Annotated in this window: 14 protein-coding genes; 8 read left to right on the top strand and 6 right to left on the bottom strand. The window is 56.1% G+C overall.

Translation table 11 applies throughout. From position 1 onward, the window contains the following. Positions 1-114: 114 nt before the first annotated feature. Entirely contained in the window at positions 115-243 is a 129-nt protein-coding gene (locus ACLQ7H_RS07250) for a hypothetical protein (protein ID WP_411752081.1), read from the bottom strand. A gap of 100 nt (positions 244-343) precedes the next feature. Between ACLQ7H_RS07250 and ACLQ7H_RS07255 the strand changes: the two genes are divergently transcribed. Next, on the top strand, positions 344-1,522 hold the full coding sequence (locus ACLQ7H_RS07255; protein WP_411752082.1) for a CMD domain-containing protein: 1,179 nt from the start codon (positions 344-346) through the stop codon (positions 1,520-1,522). On the opposite strand, the gene ACLQ7H_RS07260 is transcribed toward ACLQ7H_RS07255, so the two are convergent. Next, a complete protein-coding gene (locus ACLQ7H_RS07260; protein ID WP_411752083.1) occupies positions 1,511-2,407 on the bottom strand; it encodes a LysR family transcriptional regulator in 897 nt (298 codons plus the stop codon). The genes ACLQ7H_RS07255 and ACLQ7H_RS07260 overlap by 12 nt on opposite strands. Before the next feature lie 204 nt (positions 2,408-2,611). Between ACLQ7H_RS07260 and ACLQ7H_RS07265 the strand changes: the two genes are divergently transcribed. From ACLQ7H_RS07265 to ACLQ7H_RS07275, 3 genes are all read left to right on the top strand, one after another. Next, positions 2,612-4,918, top strand: a complete 2,307-nt coding sequence (locus ACLQ7H_RS07265) for an FdhF/YdeP family oxidoreductase (RefSeq protein ID WP_411752084.1) — start codon at positions 2,612-2,614, stop codon at positions 4,916-4,918. A gap of 202 nt (positions 4,919-5,120) precedes the next feature. Further along, positions 5,121-7,055 (top strand): exoribonuclease II, encoded by a 1,935-nt coding sequence (locus ACLQ7H_RS07270; RefSeq protein WP_411752085.1) that lies wholly within the window; start codon positions 5,121-5,123, stop codon positions 7,053-7,055. A gap of 240 nt (positions 7,056-7,295) precedes the next feature. Continuing rightward, entirely contained in the window at positions 7,296-9,362 is a 2,067-nt protein-coding gene (locus ACLQ7H_RS07275) for a carbon starvation CstA family protein (RefSeq protein WP_411752086.1), read from the top strand. Positions 9,363-9,451: 89 nt separating this feature from the next. On the opposite strand, the gene fsa is transcribed toward ACLQ7H_RS07275, so the two are convergent. Then, the gene (fsa, locus tag ACLQ7H_RS07280) at positions 9,452-10,117 is read right to left on the bottom strand and encodes a fructose-6-phosphate aldolase (protein WP_411752087.1); all 666 of its coding nucleotides are present in this window, start codon (positions 10,115-10,117) and stop codon (positions 9,452-9,454) included. A gap of 147 nt (positions 10,118-10,264) precedes the next feature. Here fsa and ACLQ7H_RS07285 point away from each other — a divergent pair, with 147 nt between their 5' ends. The 3 genes from ACLQ7H_RS07285 to ACLQ7H_RS07295 are packed head-to-tail and all read left to right on the top strand — an operon-like array spanning position 10,265 to position 14,399. Continuing rightward, the gene (locus ACLQ7H_RS07285) at positions 10,265-11,167 is read left to right on the top strand and encodes a glycyl-radical enzyme activating protein (RefSeq protein WP_411752088.1); all 903 of its coding nucleotides are present in this window, start codon (positions 10,265-10,267) and stop codon (positions 11,165-11,167) included. 4 nt (positions 11,168-11,171) lie between these two features. Then, positions 11,172-13,604: a formate C-acetyltransferase/glycerol dehydratase family glycyl radical enzyme gene (locus ACLQ7H_RS07290; protein WP_411752089.1), complete on the top strand. Its 2,433-nt coding sequence runs from the start codon at positions 11,172-11,174 to the stop codon at positions 13,602-13,604. A 48-nt stretch (positions 13,605-13,652) separates the two neighbouring features. After that, the gene (locus ACLQ7H_RS07295; protein WP_411752090.1) at positions 13,653-14,399 is read left to right on the top strand and encodes a DNA-binding transcriptional regulator YciT; all 747 of its coding nucleotides are present in this window, start codon (positions 13,653-13,655) and stop codon (positions 14,397-14,399) included. 32 nt (positions 14,400-14,431) lie between these two features. On the opposite strand, the gene araD is transcribed toward ACLQ7H_RS07295, so the two are convergent. Continuing rightward, positions 14,432-15,127 carry an L-ribulose-5-phosphate 4-epimerase gene (araD, locus tag ACLQ7H_RS07300; RefSeq protein WP_411752091.1) on the bottom strand — a complete coding sequence of 232 codons (696 nt, stop codon included), beginning with the start codon at positions 15,125-15,127 and terminating at the stop codon, positions 14,432-14,434. A gap of 376 nt (positions 15,128-15,503) precedes the next feature. Here araD and osmB point away from each other — a divergent pair, with 376 nt between their 5' ends. Next, entirely contained in the window at positions 15,504-15,722 is a 219-nt protein-coding gene (osmB, locus tag ACLQ7H_RS07305; RefSeq protein WP_411752094.1) for an osmotically-inducible lipoprotein OsmB, read from the top strand. Between the two features lie 152 nt (positions 15,723-15,874). Here osmB and yciH read toward each other — a convergent pair whose 3' ends face one another. Together yciH and pyrF are read right to left on the bottom strand one after the other, a co-directional pair. Then, positions 15,875-16,201, bottom strand: a complete 327-nt coding sequence (gene yciH, locus ACLQ7H_RS07310; protein WP_411752092.1) for a stress response translation initiation inhibitor YciH — start codon at positions 16,199-16,201, stop codon at positions 15,875-15,877. A 10-nt stretch (positions 16,202-16,211) separates the two neighbouring features. Further along, positions 16,212-16,939 (bottom strand): orotidine-5'-phosphate decarboxylase (gene pyrF / locus ACLQ7H_RS07315; RefSeq protein WP_411752093.1); only part of this gene is annotated, 728 nt, incomplete at its 5' end.

Here is a 16,939-nt window from a genome sequence, read left to right on the forward strand (position 1 = left end):
CACCAAACTGGCTCCCTCTCCCTGTGGGAGAGGGTTGGGGTGAGGGGAAAATAGCGATCACCGGTATTCCATTCAGTTATTAATTAGCACGTAACATTATTTTATCTCGCCAATCTAATCGGTGAGGATATCCCCTACGTTGAGCCATGCAAACAACAGGATATCGCGCTGATGAACCACTCCCACCACCGCTTCTCGCAACTGATGCTTGTCCTTGCCGCCGGCTTCGCAATTTATGGCCATGGTTTATGCCGCCACGACTGACGCCTGCCCCGTGGCTTTTACCCTGCCACCGTTGCAAACTGCAACGGTGGCTTGTTGTATTGATGAAGGATTTTATCCGATGGAACATCGCCTAACCCCTTTCCAGTGGTACCACGAAACCCAGCGTAGCTCAGGGGACAGTTCGCCACTCGAGCCTGGCGCGGCAAGCTTGCGAGAGCGATTTTTGTTAGGCCTGGGCACGTTTACCGACGAGGGATTGAATACCGCCCTCAGCCATCGCATTAACGTTTTTAGTGCGTCCTCAGCCTGCTATCCGGTGCTGTTCCCCGATCGGGTCTGCGTTTCGCGAGAGGTGACATTGTCACCTTATGATCGCCTGTCGACGGCCTTGACGGTGGCACAGGTCACCGGCGTGCAATCGCTTTGTAGCCATTATGCCGCCCGCCTCGCCCCTCTGGACAGCCCGGATGCTACGCGGGAAAGCAATGTCCGCCTGGCACAAATCACCCAATACGCCCGCCAACTCGCCAGCCAACCTACCCTGATTTGCTCCAAGGCGTTGCAACAGCTCACTGAAGTTGGCCTGAGCACGCAAGATATTGTGACCTTTTCGCAAATCATCGGTTTCGTTAGCTATCAGGCGCGGGTGGTCGCCGGTATTGCCGCACTGGCAGGCAGGCTCGCCGTGGTTCTGCCGGGCTTTCCTCAAATCGAAGATGCTAAAACGGCGGGATTTTCCTGTATGGAACGGTTATGGCAAGCTCGCCTGCCGGAGATCGTTGTCGAGCAGGCCCAGGCCCGGCAGCTCGACGTTCTGGACCAAAGCCACCCGGATGCCCGCAGCGAGTCTTATTACCTGCTGTTGGCGCAAGACGCCCCCGCCCTACATGAGCGCAATGCGGTGTTTAACAGTATTCATCGCTATGCTGATGGGCTATCTCCACGCCTGAAGGCTTTAGCTGCCTTGGTGACATCACGTATTAATGGCAGCCGTTACTGTGTCGCCACGCTAGCCAATGACATTGCCAATCGGAAATTGGCACTGGCCGTAGTAACTGGGATTGATCACGCACTTGAGGTGGCTGACGATCCGGTGACCGCTGCCGTGATAGGCGTGGCGGCCGAGCTGACACGAACGCCTGAAAAATTCACGGCACAAAGCGTGCAGCCGCTGTTTAATAGTGGGCTGGAGCGGTCGCAGGCATTAGACGTGATTTTAACCAGCGCATTGTACGCTTGGGAAAACCGGCTTCGTTACAGCCTTGGCGATGCCGTGGAAGCCGATCTAGCGCAATAACCACGCCTGAGCCGCATCAAAAAAGTGCTGTGCCAGCGGCGTGGCCCTTGCTGGCTCGGCGATCACCAAGGCGGCATGACGAGACATCGGCGCAATGGCAACGCTGCGCCGTTGCAGCTGCGGCATCATTTCCATCTGCAAGTTACCCCTGGGGAATAACCCGCATCCCAAGCCGACAAAAATCCCCTGTAGCAGTTGGAAGATCGAGGTGGTTTCCATCCGGGTATGCAGCGTTAAGCCCGCCTCACGAAACTGCTGATCCAGGTAACGGCGGAAGTAACGTGTCGGCTCCGCCAGGCATAATGGCAGCTCAGCCACGGTTGACAGCGTCAGTGGACTTTCCCCCACCAGCTCGGGGAAATGCTGCGGATGGAACACCAGGTCAATGCCGCTGTCGGCCAAAGACTGAGACTGGAAATGCAGCTCTTTGAGCGTTGGCAGTTCAAAGAAACCGATGCCAATATCCACCGTGTGCGCGGTTAGCGCTTCCAGCAGTTGATCGGCGCTCAATACCGCTACGCGATAGTCCAACTGCGGGTAACGCTCGCTGACCGCCTTCAACATCTGCGCTAACGAAATGCTGCACTGTGGCACGGTGCCGATACGCAACGTCCCGTTCAGTCCGTGCTTGAGTGACTCCACCTCCAGCTTCAGCCCTTGGTAAACGGAAACAATTTCCCGTGCCCAGGCCAACACTCGCTCACCTTCAGCGGTGAAGCCTTCAAAATTGTTGCCCCGGTTGATCAACGAGACACCCAGCTCTTTTTCCAGATTTTTCAGCCGCATGGATAAGGTTGGCTGGCTGACAAAGCTGGCCTCTGCGGCGCGACCAAAGTGGCGCTCTCGCTCAAGATTACACAGGTAGATCAGTTGCTTAATATCCATGTATTGGCTCGGAAAATGGTTTCTGTGTGAAGTATATCATTTGCTATAGCCTTGCTGGCAGCGGCGATAAATGTTGTCTATCCCATCATTGCTCTATTCGATTAGACGCCCGGCCCTCGCGCCCCTAGACTTGCCACATAAATACTCAAAATGCTTAAAAAGGCATTTACCTTTTAGCTACATTAATCACCTGCGAAGAAAATCATGAAATTTAAACCGTCAATCAAGCCTTATCGCGGCGCGGCGGGCGGCTGGGGCTCATTGGAAGCCACCACCCGCTATGTGTTCGACAGCAAACAGGCGCTGAAAAATCTGCGCAACCTGATGCGCGTTAACAAGGCGCGCGGCTTCGACTGCCCCGGCTGTGCCTGGGGCGATGACAACCACAGCACCTTCAGCTTCTGCGAAAACGGGGCCAAGGCGGTCAGTTGGGAGGCGACCCGCAATGCGGTTGAACCCGCATTCTTTGCGGCCCACAGCGTCAGCACCCTGCGCGAGCAAAGCGACTATTTCCTGGAGTATCAAGGACGGTTGACGCACCCGATGCGCTACGACGCCAAAACCGATCGCTATCAGCCTATCACCTGGCCGGATGCCCTGAAGCTTATCGCCAGCCATATCCAGGCGCTGGATAATCCCAACCAGATTGAACTGTACACCTCAGGCCGCGCCAGCAATGAAGCCTCCTACCTTTATCAGCTGTTTGGCCGCATGCTGGGCACCAGCAATTTCCCGGACTGTTCCAATATGTGCCACGAAGCCAGTGGCGTTGGCCTCAAGCAGAGTATTGGCGTCGGCAAAGGCACCATCCGTATGGATGACTTCGAACAGGCCGACGCGATTTTTGTGTTTGGCCAAAACCCCGGCACCAACCATCCACGTATGCTGCACAGTCTGAAACACGCGGCGAGCCGTGGTGCGCGCATCGTCAGTTTCAATACCCTGCGCGAACGCGGGTTGGAAAGGTTTGCCGATCCGCAAAACCCGATCCAGATGTTGACGCCCAAGTCCTCCCCCATCAGCTCGGCCTATTTCCAGCCTAACCTGGGTGGTGATATGGCAGCAGTACGCGGTATGGTGAAGGCGCTACTGGAAATCCACCGCCAGCGTTTAGCCGTCAGCGAGCCAGGGCTGTTTGACCAGCCGTTTATCGATCGGTATTGCGTGGGCATTGAGGATTATCTGGCTCAGGTGGACGCCACCTCATGGCAACAGATCACCACGCAATCCGGGTTGAGTGAAACCCAACTGCGCCATGCGGCTGCGATTTATCAGGGCGCAGAGCGTGTTATCTGCACCTGGGCGATGGGCATCACGCAGCATAAGCACTCTGTACCAACGGTGCGCGAGATCACCAACCTGCAATTGCTGTTCGGTCAATTGGGCAAACCAGGTGCGGGCCTATGCCCGGTACGTGGTCACAGCAACGTGCAAGGCAACCGTACCATGGGCATCGATGAGAAAGCGCCCAAGGCGCTGCTGGATAGTTTGGAGCAGCACTTTGGCTTTAGCCCCCGCCGCGAGATGGGACACAATACGGTCGAAGCCATTGAAGCGATGCTGCGTGGCGAGGTCAAAGTGCTGATTGCGCTGGGAGGTAATCTGGTAGCAGCAGCGCCGGATACCGAGCGTACCGCTCAAGCCCTGCGCCGCTGTGACTTGACGGTGCATATCAGCACCAAGCTGAACCGCAGCCATCTGATCACCGGCAAAGACGCACTGATCCTGCCGACGCTGGGGCGTACCGAGCTGGATATGCAGGCTAGCGGCCCGCAATACATCACGGTGGAAGACTCCTTCAGCATGGTGCACGCTTCTGAAGGTATCGGCAAACCTCTGGCAGACACCCAGCGTTCTGAGACCGCGATTGTCTGCGGCATTGCTGACGCGGTACTGGGCAACCAAAAGTTGGACTGGCTGGAACTGGCCGACGATTATTCACTGATCCGCCAGCATATCCAGGCCACCATTCCCGGTTTTGACGATTTTAACCAGCGCTGTGAGCAACCTGGAGGGTTCTATCTGGGCAACGCGGCGGCCGAATTACGCTTTGCAACCCAGAGTGGTAAAGCCCAGTTCAGTGCGGCTCCACTACCCGAGACCTTGTTCCCGCAAATCGGGGCAGAAAAAGCGCCGTTCGTGTTGCAAACCCTGCGTTCACACGATCAGTACAACACCACCATTTATGGACTGGACGATCGCTATCGCGGCGTTTACGGCCAGCGCGAGGTGCTGTTTATTCATCCCGAAGATTTGGCCGATCTTGGCCTGCAGGATGGCGAACGGGTAGAGATTGAAACCTTGTGGAACGATGGCGTAACCAGAAAAGTCAGCGGCTTCAAGCTGGTCAGCTATGATATCCCGCGTGGGAATCTGGCAGCCTACTACCCTGAAACCAACCCGCTGGTGCCGCTAGCCAGTTTTGGTGATGGCACCGGCACGCCGACCTCCAAATCGGTTCCCGTAGCGATCCGCCGCTGCGCTCAACCGCCGACGTTGCGTATTGTGTAGTTTGAATGGGCGTAACATGTAGCCATGCAGGCGCGGCATGCACCTAAGCGAGCGCAGCATGCGGCGCCCCTACAGCTGGTATTGCGTCGATTTTCATAAGCCTTCGTCGGAAAAGCGTGACGTTTGGCTTGCCCGCAAGGGGTGATTCGCGTAAAACTGTCAGCCGCAAATCTTGCCACTCACAACCCATTCACTGGACGATATGTTTCAAGATAACCCGCTGCTGGCGCAGCTTAAACAGCAACTTCACTCTCAAACCCCGCGTGTTGAAGGCGTAGTAAAAGGGACTGAGAAAGGTTTTGGCTTTTTAGAAGTCGACGGGCAGAAAAGTTACTTTATTCCGCCGCCGTACATGAAAAAAGTCATGCATGGGGATCGTATCGTCGCCACCCTGCATACCGAAAAAGATCGCGAAATCGCTGAACCGGAAACCCTGGTTGAGCCTTTCCTGTCGCGCTTTGTTGGCCGGGTGCAGAAAAAAGACGATCGCCTGTCGATTATCCCCGATCATCCGTTGCTGAAAGACGCGATCCCATGCCGTCCGGCGCGTGAAGTCACCCATAACTTCCAGGCCGGTGACTGGGCCGTTGCAGAAATGCGCCGTCATCCGCTGAAAGGCGATCGCACTTTCAATGCCGATCTGACTCAGTTCATCACCGACGGTGAAGATCACTTCGCGCCGTGGTGGGTCACGCTGGCTCGTCATAATCTTGAAAAAGAAGCACCAGACATGGTCGCGATCTCCGAACAAGAGACCTCGCTGGTCCGTGAGGACCTGACCGCGCTGGACTTCGTCACCATCGATAGCGCCAGCACCGAAGATATGGACGATGCGCTGCACGTGCAAGACAACGGTGACGGCTCGCTGCTGTTGACCATCGCCATTGCCGATCCTACCGCCTATGTCGAGCAAGGCAGCAATCTGGATGATATCGCCCGCAAGCGCGCGTTCACCAACTACCTGCCGGGCTTCAATATTCCGATGTTGCCGCGCGATCTGTCCGACAACCTGTGCTCGCTGCGCCCGAATGAGCGCCGCTCGGTACTGGCTTGCCGCGTGACTGTCGCCACAGACGGTGCACTGGGCAATGATATCCATTTCTTCGCCGCCGAAATCGAGTCCAAAGCCAAACTGGTTTATGACGAGGTTTCTGACTGGCTGGACGGCGTTGCTGGCTGGCAGCCACCGAGCGAGAGCATTGCACAACAGATCACCTTGCTTAAACAGGTTTGCGATGTACGCAGCGCCTGGCGCCATCAGCATGCGCTGGTGTTCAAGGATCGCCCGGACTACCGCTTTGTCCTCGGCGAGAAAGGCGAAGTGCTGGACATTGTTACCGAACAGCGCCGCCCCGCCAACCGTATCGTTGAAGAGTGCATGATCGCCGCCAACGTTTGTGCCGCCCTGGTGTTGCGCGATCGTCTGGGCTTTGGCATCTATAACGTGCATAACGGCTTTGATCCGGCCCTGGTTGAGCAAGCGGTCGCCGTATTGCAGGCCAACGGCGTTGAAGCCGATGCCGAGAAGCTGCTGACCCTGGAAGGATTCTGCGAACTGCGCCGTCACCTGGATTCGCAGCCAACCCAGTTCCTGGACAGCCGCATCCGCCGTTTCCAGACCTTTGCCGAGATCAGCACCACACCTGGTCCGCACTTCGGTCTGGGGCTGGAAGCATACGCCACCTGGACCTCACCGATCCGTAAGTATGGCGATATGGTCAACCATCGTTTGCTGAAAGCTATTATCAGCGAGCAGGCGGCGGAAAAACCGCAGGACGATGTCACCTTACAACTGGCCGAGCGTCGCCGTCTGAACCGTATGGCAGAGCGTGACGTAGGTGATTGGCTGTATGCCCGTTTCCTCAAAGACCTTGCTGGAACCGATAAGCGCTTCAACGCCGAAATCATCGACGTGACCCGTGGCGGCCTGCGCGTACGCTTGCTGGATAACGGCGCAGTAGCCTTTATCCCTGCCCCGTTCATCCACGCAGTGCGCGATGAGATGGTTTGCAGCCAAGAGGCCGGCACCGTGCAGGTGAAGGGCGAAGTGGTTTACCGCCAAAGCGATAGCCTACAGGTGACCATTGCCGAAGTGCGTATGGAAACCCGCAGCGTGATCGCCAGACCGGTAGCCTAACGTCCTCCGTGTTCGATCAAGGCGATACTTCGGTATCGCCTTTTTTATGCCCGCAACACCCCATTCTGCTACCGCTTAGCACGCTTCTTTCACTAAACTCCAACTGAGTTCACATTTCTGATCCGACCAGCCACCGTCCGCGTTTAAACCTCCTACGTTTAATGAGTCGTTAATTTTTTGACGTACTCACAAACTAAAAAAATCACCTTTCTCCCTCTGCACAACAAGGAGTTGCGGAACATGAAAAACGTCAAGTCAGCCATAATCTGGCTCGCGGTGGCGCTGGTCGGTGCCTTCGCTTTCGGCATGCTGGCTTTGAGCCGTGGGGAGCACGTCAACGCTGTCTGGCTGGTGGTGGCCTCCGTCGCCTGCTACAGCATTGCCTACCGCTTCTATAGCCGGTTTATTGCCAAGAACGTCTTTGAACTCGACGATCGTCGGTTAACGCCAGCGGAGCGCCATAACGATGGCCTGGACTATGTACCCACCAACAAATGGGTGCTGTTTGGTCACCACTTTGCCGCCATTGCCGGTGCTGGCCCGCTGGTAGGGCCGATCCTGGCGGCGCAGATGGGCTTCCTGCCCGGCACCATCTGGATATTGGTTGGGGTGATGCTGGCCGGTGCGGTGCAAGATTTCCTGATCCTGTTTATCTCCACCCGCCGCGACGGACGCTCTCTGGGGGAGATGGCCAAGCAGGAGTTAGGTGCCTTTGCCGGTGTGGTAACCATGCTGGGCGCACTTGGGGTGATGATCATCATCCTCTCGGCGCTGGCGTTGGTGGTCGTTAAAGCGCTGGCAGACAGCCCTTGGGGTCTGTTCACCATTGCTGCCACCATCCCGATTGCGCTGTTTATGGGCGTTTACATGCGCTTTATCCGCCCGGGCAAGATTGCCGAAGTTTCGCTGATCGGCTTTGTGCTGATGATGATGGCGATCATCTACGGTGGCAACATCGCCATGCACCCATACTGGGGGCCGTTCTTTACCCTGCACGGTACCACCCTGACCTGGGTACTGGTGATTTATGGTTTTGTCGCCTCGGTGCTGCCGGTGTGGTTGCTGCTGGCTCCGCGTGACTATCTTTCTACCTTCCTGAAAATCGGCGTGATCGTGGGGCTGGCGGTGGGCATTGTGTTCGCGATGCCGGAAATGAGAATGCCGGCGGTGTCACGCTTTATCGACGGCAGCGGTCCGGTGTTTGCCGGTTCACTGTTCCCGTTCCTGTTTATCACCATTGCCTGTGGCGCAATCTCCGGGTTCCACGCCCTGGTCTCCAGTGGCACCACGCCGAAGCTGGTTGAGCGTGAGAGCCATATCCGCTTTATTGGCTACGGCGGCATGCTGATGGAGTCCTTCGTGGCTATCATGGCGCTGATTTGCGCTTCGGTAATCGACCCAGGCGTCTACTTTGCCATGAACTCACCGGCGGCGCTGATCGGCACCACGGTGGAGAGTGCTTCGCAGGCCATTAACAGCTGGGGCTTTATGGTCACTCCGGAAACACTGACACAGATTGCCCATGATGTAGGCGAGAAGTCGGTGCTATCCAGAGCGGGTGGCGCGCCAACCTTTGCCGTTGGTATGGCTCATATCATCAGTGAGGTGTTTAACAGCCGGGCAATGATGGCCTTCTGGTATCACTTTGCCATCCTGTTTGAAGCCCTGTTTATCCTCACTGCGGTGGATGCGGGCACCCGCGCCTGTCGCTTTATGGTGCAGGATCTGGTTGGCGTGGCCATTCCGCGCTTGGCGAACAACCGCTCCTGGTTCGGCAACCTGGCTGGCACCACCGTGGCCGTGGCCGGTTGGGGCTTCTTCGTTTATCAGGGCGTCGTGGATCCGTTAGGTGGGATCAATACGCTGTGGCCGCTGTTCGGCATTGGTAATCAGATGCTGGCCTCGATGGCGCTGATCCTGGGCACCGTGGTGCTGTTCAAGATGAAGAAACAGCGTTACGCCTGGGTGACCATTTTGCCGACCATCTGGCTGTTTATCACCTCGATGACGGCGGGCTGGCAGAAGATTTTCCATGAGAAACCGAGCATCGGCTTCCTGGCGCAGGCGAAGAAATTCTCTGCCGGGATTGAATCGAACACGGTGATCGCCCCGGCCAAATCCATTGCGGATATGCAGACCATCGTATTTGCCAATCAGATTAACGCCGCGTTGTGCGCCTTCTTTATGCTGGTTGCGGTGACGATGTTGGTTTCGGCCTTCTTCGTGGTGCGTCGTGCGTTGAGTTCCAAAACGCCAACGGTACGTGAAAGCGCGATTGTACTGCGTGAGGAAACCGGGCGTGTCTAACTGAATGGGCACCCTACAGGATGAGCCGGGTGAAACTGGCTCATCAAATACCTACCAGGGCGGCCATGTGCCGCCCTTTTCAATGCACTTTAGCTTATCAGCGTCGTGCCGAAAGCCCCTTGCCAATCCTGTTCAAACTTCTCTACCGCTGCCTGAACCGCCGGGGTGGAAATAAACTGCTCTGCCACATCCACCGGTAGAGTGATCGACTGACAGCCCGCCAACAGACACTCCAACGCCTGACGTGGCGTTTTGAAGCTGGCCGCCAGCACCTTGGCGTGAGGAGCATGCAGCGATAACAGCTGTTGCAACTCGTGCACCATTTCAACCCCGTCGCCGCCTTGCGCATCCAGACGGTTAACGTAAGGCGCCACATACTCTGCCCCGGCCAACGCCGCCAGCAGCCCCTGGCCAGCGCCGTAAACGGCGGTGCCCAAGGTAGGGATCGACATGGATTTCAGCTTCTTGATTGCCGCCAGCCCTTCTGCGGTGGTGGGGATCTTCACTACCAGACCCGGCACCCGTTGATTCAGCAGGACAGCTTCGGCAACCATACGTTCCGCATCGTTCGCCATCACCTGGGCAAACAGCTTGCCGGTACCACCCAGCGCATCACGTAGGGCCGGGAGTACTTCCCAAATCGGCTTGCCTTCTTTGGCAACAATGCTTGGGTTGGTGGTCACGCCGTGCAGCGGCAAGACGCGCGCCAGACGTTTCACTGCGCTGACGTTGGCAGTATCGAGATACAGTTCCATAACCTTCTCCTGATTCTTTTGTGGGCAGATTCAAACTCTGAACATAATAAGCGAATAAAGCCCTCATCATTTGATTAAAATCAAATCAACTTTCATTCGAAACCTATTTAATTTACATAAGAAGATCTTAGACTTCACAGGTGACGAATGCTTTTCAATCTACAGCGCTACTCAACTCATGACGGCCCAGGCATCCGCAGCGTGGTGTTCCTTAAGGGCTGCTCACTTGGCTGCCGCTGGTGTCAGAACCCCGAAAGCCGTTCGCGCCAGCAGGAGCTGCTGTTTGATGAGCGCCTGTGTCTGTCGGCCTGTACCCTATGCAGTGAGAGTTGCCCGCACGCTATCACCCGCGTTGACGACAACACCCTGAGCCTGCAACGTTCGTTACTCACTGCCGCCGATTATGACGCATTAAACGGCTGTTGCCCAACCGGCGCGCTGAGCGTCTGCGGCAAGGCGCTAGACCTTGATGCGGTGATGGCCGAAGTGATGCGTGACAAACCTTATTATTTGCGTACCGGCGGTGGCCTGACGCTGTCCGGCGGCGAGCCGTTTATGCAGCCAGAGGCCGCCGCAGAGCTGCTCAAACGCGGGCGCGAGGCCGGTATCCATACCGCCGTAGAATCTTGCCTGCATACGCCTTGGTCCAATATCGAGCCATCTCTGCCCTGGCTAGACCTGATGCTGGCAGATTTGAAACACGTCGACCCAGTTCGCTTCAAACAATGGACCAAAGGCTCCGCCAAACGGGTGATGGATAACTTCCGCCGCTTGGCCTCCGCTGGCACTCAGATCACTGTGCGGGTGCCATTAATTCCCGAATTTAACGCCGATCGCGACTCGATCCGCGCCATTACCGACTTTGCTGCCGATGAGATCGGCGTCAAAGAGATCCATTTTTTACCGTACCACACGCTGGGGATGAATAAATACCATCTGCTCGGCGCGCCTTATTACGCTTCCCGTACCCCACTAGACGACCCCGAACTGCTGGCCTATGCCGAAGATTACGCCAGCGCCAAAGGTCTGACCGCCATTTTGCGAGGATAACACCATGACAACGCTGGAACTGACTACCCTGACCGAACGTACGCTGGCGCATAAGAACGCGCTGATCCACATCGTCAAGCCACCGGTCTGTACCGAACGCGCCCAGCACTACACCGAAACTTACCAGCAGCATCAGGATAAACCGCTGCCGGTAAGGCGTGCCATGGCGTTGGCCAACCATCTGGCCAAACGGAGCATCTGGATCAAGAATGATGAGCTAATCATCGGTAACCAGGCTAGCCAGCTACGCGCCGCACCGATCTTCCCGGAATACACCGTCAGTTGGATCGAAAGCGAAATTGACCAGTTGGCCGATCGCCCCGGCGCTGGTTTCTCCGTCAGCGAACAGGATAAAGCGGTGTTGCACACCCTGTGCCCTTGGTGGCGTGGTCAAACCGTGCAGGATCGCTGCTACGGCATGTTCACCGACGAGCAAAAAGCCCTGCTGGCTACCGGTATCATCAAGGCCGAAGGCAACATGACGTCTGGTGATGCGCACCTGGCGGTCAACTTCCCACTGCTGCTGGAAAAAGGCCTGGATGGCCTGCGTGAGAAAGTGTCTGAGCGCCGTGAGCGCCTACACCTGACCGACTGGGATGACCTGCATAAAGAACAGTTCCTCAAGGCCATCGACATCTCGCTGGATGCCCTGGGCGAGCATATCCTGCGCTTTGCCCAATTGGCCCGTGAAATGGCCCAGGGCGAGCAACGCATCTGGCGGCGTGAGGAGCTGTTGACCATGGTAGCCAACTGCGAACTGATCGCCCATCAACCCCCGCAGACCTTCTGGCAGGCGCTGCAACTGTGCTACTTCATCCAGCTGTTCCTGCAGATCGAATCTAACGGTCACTCCGTCTCCTTTGGCCGCCTTGACCAATATCTGTATCCTTGGTATCGCCGTGACGTGGAGCTGGAGCAAAGCCTGCCGCGCGAAAAAGCCATCGAGATGCTGCACAGCTGCTGGTTGAAACTGCTGGAAGTGAACAAGATCCGTTCCGGCTCGCACTCCAAAGCTTCCGCCGGTAGCCCGCTGTACCAGAACGTCACCATTGGCGGCCAGAAGCTCGTCAATGGCCAGCCTTGTGACGCGGTCAACCCGCTCTCTTATACCATTCTGGAATCCTGTGGCCGTCTGCGTTCTACGCAGCCCAACCTCAGCGTACGCTATCACGCTGGGATCAGTAATGATTTCCTCGACGCCTGCGTGCAGGTGATCCGCTGCGGCTTCGGCATGCCGGCGTTTAATAACGATGAGATCGTGATCCCCGAATTTATCAAGCTGGGCGTCGAACCGCAGGATGCCTACGATTACGCCGCTATCGGCTGTATCGAAACCGCCGTTGGCGGCAAATGGGGCTATCGCTGTACCGGGATGAGCTTTATCAACTTTGCCCGCGTGATGTTGGCAGCACTGGAGCAAGGGCGCGACGCCACCTCCGGCAAGGTTTTCCTGCCGCAGGAGCTGGCGCTGTCTCAAGGCAACTTTAGCAAATTTGACCAAGTGCTAGATGCCTGGGATACCCAGATCCGCTATTACACCCGCAAATCAATTGAGATTGAGTGCGTTGTCGATACCGTGCTGGAAGAAAATGCCCACGACATTGTGTGCTCAGCCCTGGTGGATGATTGCATCGAACGCGGCAAGAGCGTCAAACAAGGTGGTGCGAAATATGACTGGGTTTCCGGCCTGCAGGTCGGGATCGCCAACCTGGGTAACAGCCTGGAAGCGGTACGCAAGTTGGTGTTCGATCAGGGGATCATTGGTCAGCAACAGCTGGCTCAGGCCCTGGCAAACGACTTTGCTGGCCTGGACGGCGAGCAGTTGCGCCAACGCTTGATCAACGCGGCGCCAAAATACGGCAACGATGTGGATGATGTCGATCAGTTGCTGGTACGTGCCTATCAGACCTATATCGACGAACTGAAACAGTATCACAACACCCGCTTTGGTCGTGGACCGATCGGAGGCACCTATTATGCAGGCACCTCCTCCATTTCGGCCAACGTCCCCTTTGGTGCAGCAACCATGGCCACGCCAGACGGCCGTAAAGCACATACGCCATTGGCGGAAGGTGCCAGCCCAGCCTCCGGCACGGACCATCTTGGCCCAACGGCGGTGTTCAACTCGCTGAGCAAACTGCCCACCGAGTCGATTCTGGGCGGCGTGCTGCTGAACCAGAAGCTGAACCCGTCCACGCTGGAGAACCCGCGTGACCGCGAAAAACTGATGCTGATGCTGCGCACTTTCTTCGAGACCTACCATGGCTGGCACGTGCAGTATAATATCGTCTCGCGGGAAACGCTGTTGGCCGCGAAGCAACATCCTGACCAATATCGTGATTTAGTGGTACGCGTGGCTGGATATTCTGCCTTCTTTACCGCATTATCCCCAGATGCGCAGGATGATATTATCGCGCGAACCGAACATACTCTTTAATCAGTGAATCGTTGCGGTCACCTTTTAGTGGCCGCCTATCAGGCCGCTATGAATTCAAGACAACAAACCATTTTGCAGTTGGTGAATGACCGTCGGCGTATCAGCGTCGGCGAACTGGCGCGCGCCTCTGGCGTTTCTGAGGTGACGATCCGTCAGGATCTCAATCTGTTAGAAAAACGCAGCTATCTTAAACGCGTTCACGGTTCTGCCGTTGCGCTGGAAAGCGACGACGTCGATGCCCGCATGATGTCCAACTTCACGCTTAAGCAGAAGCTGGCACAATATGCTGCATCGCTGGTCAGCGATGGCGAAACCATCTTTATCGAGAGCGGTAGCGCCAACGCCCTGCTGGCCCGCTATCTGGCCGAGCGCAAGCGCGTCACGCTGATCACCGTCAGCCATTACATCGCCCATCTGCTGAAAGAGACCGACTGCGATGTGATCGTGCTCGGCGGCATGTATCAGAAGAAGAGTGAAACCGTGGTCGGCCCGTTAACCCGCATGTGTATCCAGCAGGTGCACTTCAGCAAGGCCTTTATCGGGGTGGATGGCTATCACGCAGAAACCGGCTTCACCGGCCGCGATATGATGCGCGCCGACGTGGTCAATGCAGTGTTAGCCAAAGGCGTGGAGAACATTGTGCTGACCGACTCGTCAAAATTCGGCCAGATCCAACCTAATCCATTGGAGCCAATGAGCCAGATTGGGCGGGTGATCACCGATTCACGCATCACCAACGACTATCAACAGTTGCTCAAACGCCAAGGTATCAAGTTGGATCTGGTTAACGAATAACGGCTGCGGGGCTATTCGGCCCCGTGGTGGGATTACTGCCCGTAATAGGCGTGTGCGCCGTGCTTGCGCAGATAGTGCTTGTCCAGCAGGGTCTGCTGCATATTGCCCAGCCCTGGCGCTAACTGACGCGAGAAAATCCCCATATAGGCCAACTCTTCCAACACGACGGCATTATGTACCGCGCTGTCAGCATCTTTGCCCCAGGCAAATGGGCCGTGAGAATGCACCAGCACCGCCGGGATCTGGGCAGCATCCAACCCGCGCTGTTTGAAGGTTTCGACGATCACCTGTCCTGTTTCCCATTCATAACGGCCGTTGATCTCTTCGTCCCGCATTAGCCGGGTACAGGGAATATCACCATAAAAGTAATCTGCATGCGTCGTTCCCCAGGCGGGGATGGCTAATCCGGCCTGTGCCCAAATGGTGGCATGCCGCGAGTGGGTGTGAACGATCCCACCTGCAGCAGCAAAGTTCAGGTACAGCACCCGGTGGGTATCCGTATCGGAAGAAGGCTTTTTACTCCCCTCCACCACCTTGCCGCTCTCCAATTCCACCACCACCATATCGTCACGGGTCATGGCATCATACTCAACGCCGGAAGGTTTGATCACCATCAGCCCCTGCTGGCGGTCTACGGCGCTGACATTACCCCAGGTAAAGGTCACCAGATGATGGCGTGGGAGCTGAAGGTTGGCCTCCAGCACCTGTTGTTTCAGTTCGTTGAGCATGATCTTGTCCTTGTGGCTTGGTCTACGACTATTGTCAGCAGGCATGCCACAAGGCGGTATGGGATAGATCGCTAAAGACCACGTAGAGTTCTGCTGGATACACCAAGATGTGCAGCGGCTGATTCGGAATAATCGCCTGGCTCTCTGCCCTAAATTAAGACTATTTCCCTATTTATCCTGCACTAGACATTTATACTGAATTAAGGCGATAAAACCGCCCTGATTTTTTAATTGCTCTGTTTTGTGCAATAAATGCCATTTTTTATTTCAAGGTCGTCTGGAAGGCAGCGCCAGGCCAGTTTGCTGATTACTGCCTATACTTAAGCTGTACTATGCCAGCAAAGTAGTTCCATATAGCCGATGCTAAGGAGAACTCATTATGATCATTAATCAACGTTTTGCCACCGCCGCCGTGGTGATTACCCTGGCCCTGTCGCTGAGTGCCTGCTCCAATATGTCCAAACGCGACCGTAGCACGGCGATTGGTGCCGGTGCAGGTGCGGTAGGCGGTGCAGTACTGACAGACGGAAGCGCACTGGGAACCCTGGGTGGGGCCGCCGTTGGTGGCATCATCGGCAACCAGGTAGGAAAATAAGCCACGGCTTGCTGATACCTCTGCCGATAGGCTGACAAAAGCGTTCACGCTTTGACGTCTAATTGAAAAAAATCTTTCAGGTCTATTTATACATTTATCATTTCGATGAATGCAGCCGCAGTGACACACTGCGGCTGCATTCATTTAGCGGCTTAACCGCCTGCCAGCTTAACCTTCATGCCCTTGGCTTCTAGCAATTGCTTTAACAGGTCACGTTTATCACCCTGGATTTCGATCACACCCTCCTTCACCGAGCCGCCACAGCCGCATTTCTTTTTCAGTTCGGCAGCCAGTTTATCCAGTGCCGCATCATCCAGATCGATACCGGTGACCAGGCAAACTCCCTTGCCTTTTCTGCCACTGGTCTGGCGTTGAATACGCACGATACCATCACCTTTGACGCGCTCTGGCTTGGCTTCTTCCTGCTTGATACGCCCGCTGTCGGTGGAATATACCAGGCGGCTATTATCATCATTCATGCTGGGTTCCTTAAGCCAGTGAGGCTCGGATAGCGCTGAGCGCTGCTGCTGGATCGGCGGATTGCGTAATTGGGCGGCCGATCACCATATAATCAACGCCGGCGGCCAGAGCCTGCACCGGCGTCATCACGCGGCGCTGATCGCCTGCGGCACTGCCTTCTGGGCGAATACCTGGGGTAACCAGTTGGAACTGGCTGCCACAGGCGGCTTTCAGACGTGAAGCTTCCTGCGCAGAACAGACCACGCCATCCAGGCCACAGTCGCGCGTCAGGCGAGCCAACCTTTCCGCCTGCTCAGCCGGACTGAGTTCGATCCCAATAGCGCGCAGATCTTCCGCCTCCATGCTGGTGAGAACGGTGACGGCAATCAATAGCGGTGCATCCGCGCCATAAGGCAGCAGCGCCTCTTTGGCAGCGTTCATCATGCGAGCACCACCGCTGGCATGTACGTTCACCATCCATACGCCCAACTCCGCCGCGGCGGCTACGGCATGCGCCGTGGTGTTAGGAATATCGTGGAATTTCAAATCAAGGAACACCTCAAATCCGCGCTGATGCAGATCGCGCACGATCTCAGGCCCGAACAGGGTAAACATCTCTTTACCCACTTTTAGCCGGCAATCTTGCGGGTCGATGCGATCGGCAAAAGCTAATGCGGCGGAGCGGTCGGCATAATCCAATGCCACGATGATGGGCGATGATTTTAAGTCATTGTTATTTGAGTTATTTTCAGACTTCA

The sequence above is a fragment of the Serratia sp. (in: enterobacteria) genome (assembly GCF_046715635.1).
Classification (GTDB): Bacteria; Pseudomonadota; Gammaproteobacteria; order Enterobacterales; family Enterobacteriaceae; genus Chania.

Bases quoted from the DNA above. Each gene is read 5' to 3' on its own strand.
- ACLQ7H_RS07285 (WP_411752088.1), top strand. From the start codon at position 10,265: ATGCTTTTCAATCTACAGCGCTACTCAACTCATGACGGCCCAGGCATC.
- ACLQ7H_RS07275 (WP_411752086.1), top strand. From the start codon at position 7,296: ATGAAAAACGTCAAGTCAGCCATAATCTGGCTCGCGGTGGCGCTGGTC.
- yciH (WP_411752092.1), bottom strand. From the start codon at position 16,201: ATGAATGATGATAATAGCCGCCTGGTATATTCCACCGACAGCGGGCGT.
- ACLQ7H_RS07250 (WP_411752081.1), bottom strand. From the start codon at position 243: ATGGCCATAAATTGCGAAGCCGGCGGCAAGGACAAGCATCAGTTGCGA.
- fsa (WP_411752087.1), bottom strand. From the start codon at position 10,117: ATGGAACTGTATCTCGATACTGCCAACGTCAGCGCAGTGAAACGTCTG.
- ACLQ7H_RS07265 (WP_411752084.1), top strand. From the start codon at position 2,612: ATGAAATTTAAACCGTCAATCAAGCCTTATCGCGGCGCGGCGGGCGGC.
- ACLQ7H_RS07295 (WP_411752090.1), top strand. From the start codon at position 13,653: ATGAATTCAAGACAACAAACCATTTTGCAGTTGGTGAATGACCGTCGG.
- ACLQ7H_RS07255 (WP_411752082.1), top strand. From the start codon at position 344: ATGGAACATCGCCTAACCCCTTTCCAGTGGTACCACGAAACCCAGCGT.
- araD (WP_411752091.1), bottom strand. From the start codon at position 15,127: ATGCTCAACGAACTGAAACAACAGGTGCTGGAGGCCAACCTTCAGCTC.
- ACLQ7H_RS07270 (WP_411752085.1), top strand. From the start codon at position 5,121: ATGTTTCAAGATAACCCGCTGCTGGCGCAGCTTAAACAGCAACTTCAC.
- ACLQ7H_RS07290 (WP_411752089.1), top strand. From the start codon at position 11,172: ATGACAACGCTGGAACTGACTACCCTGACCGAACGTACGCTGGCGCAT.
- ACLQ7H_RS07260 (WP_411752083.1), bottom strand. From the start codon at position 2,407: ATGGATATTAAGCAACTGATCTACCTGTGTAATCTTGAGCGAGAGCGC.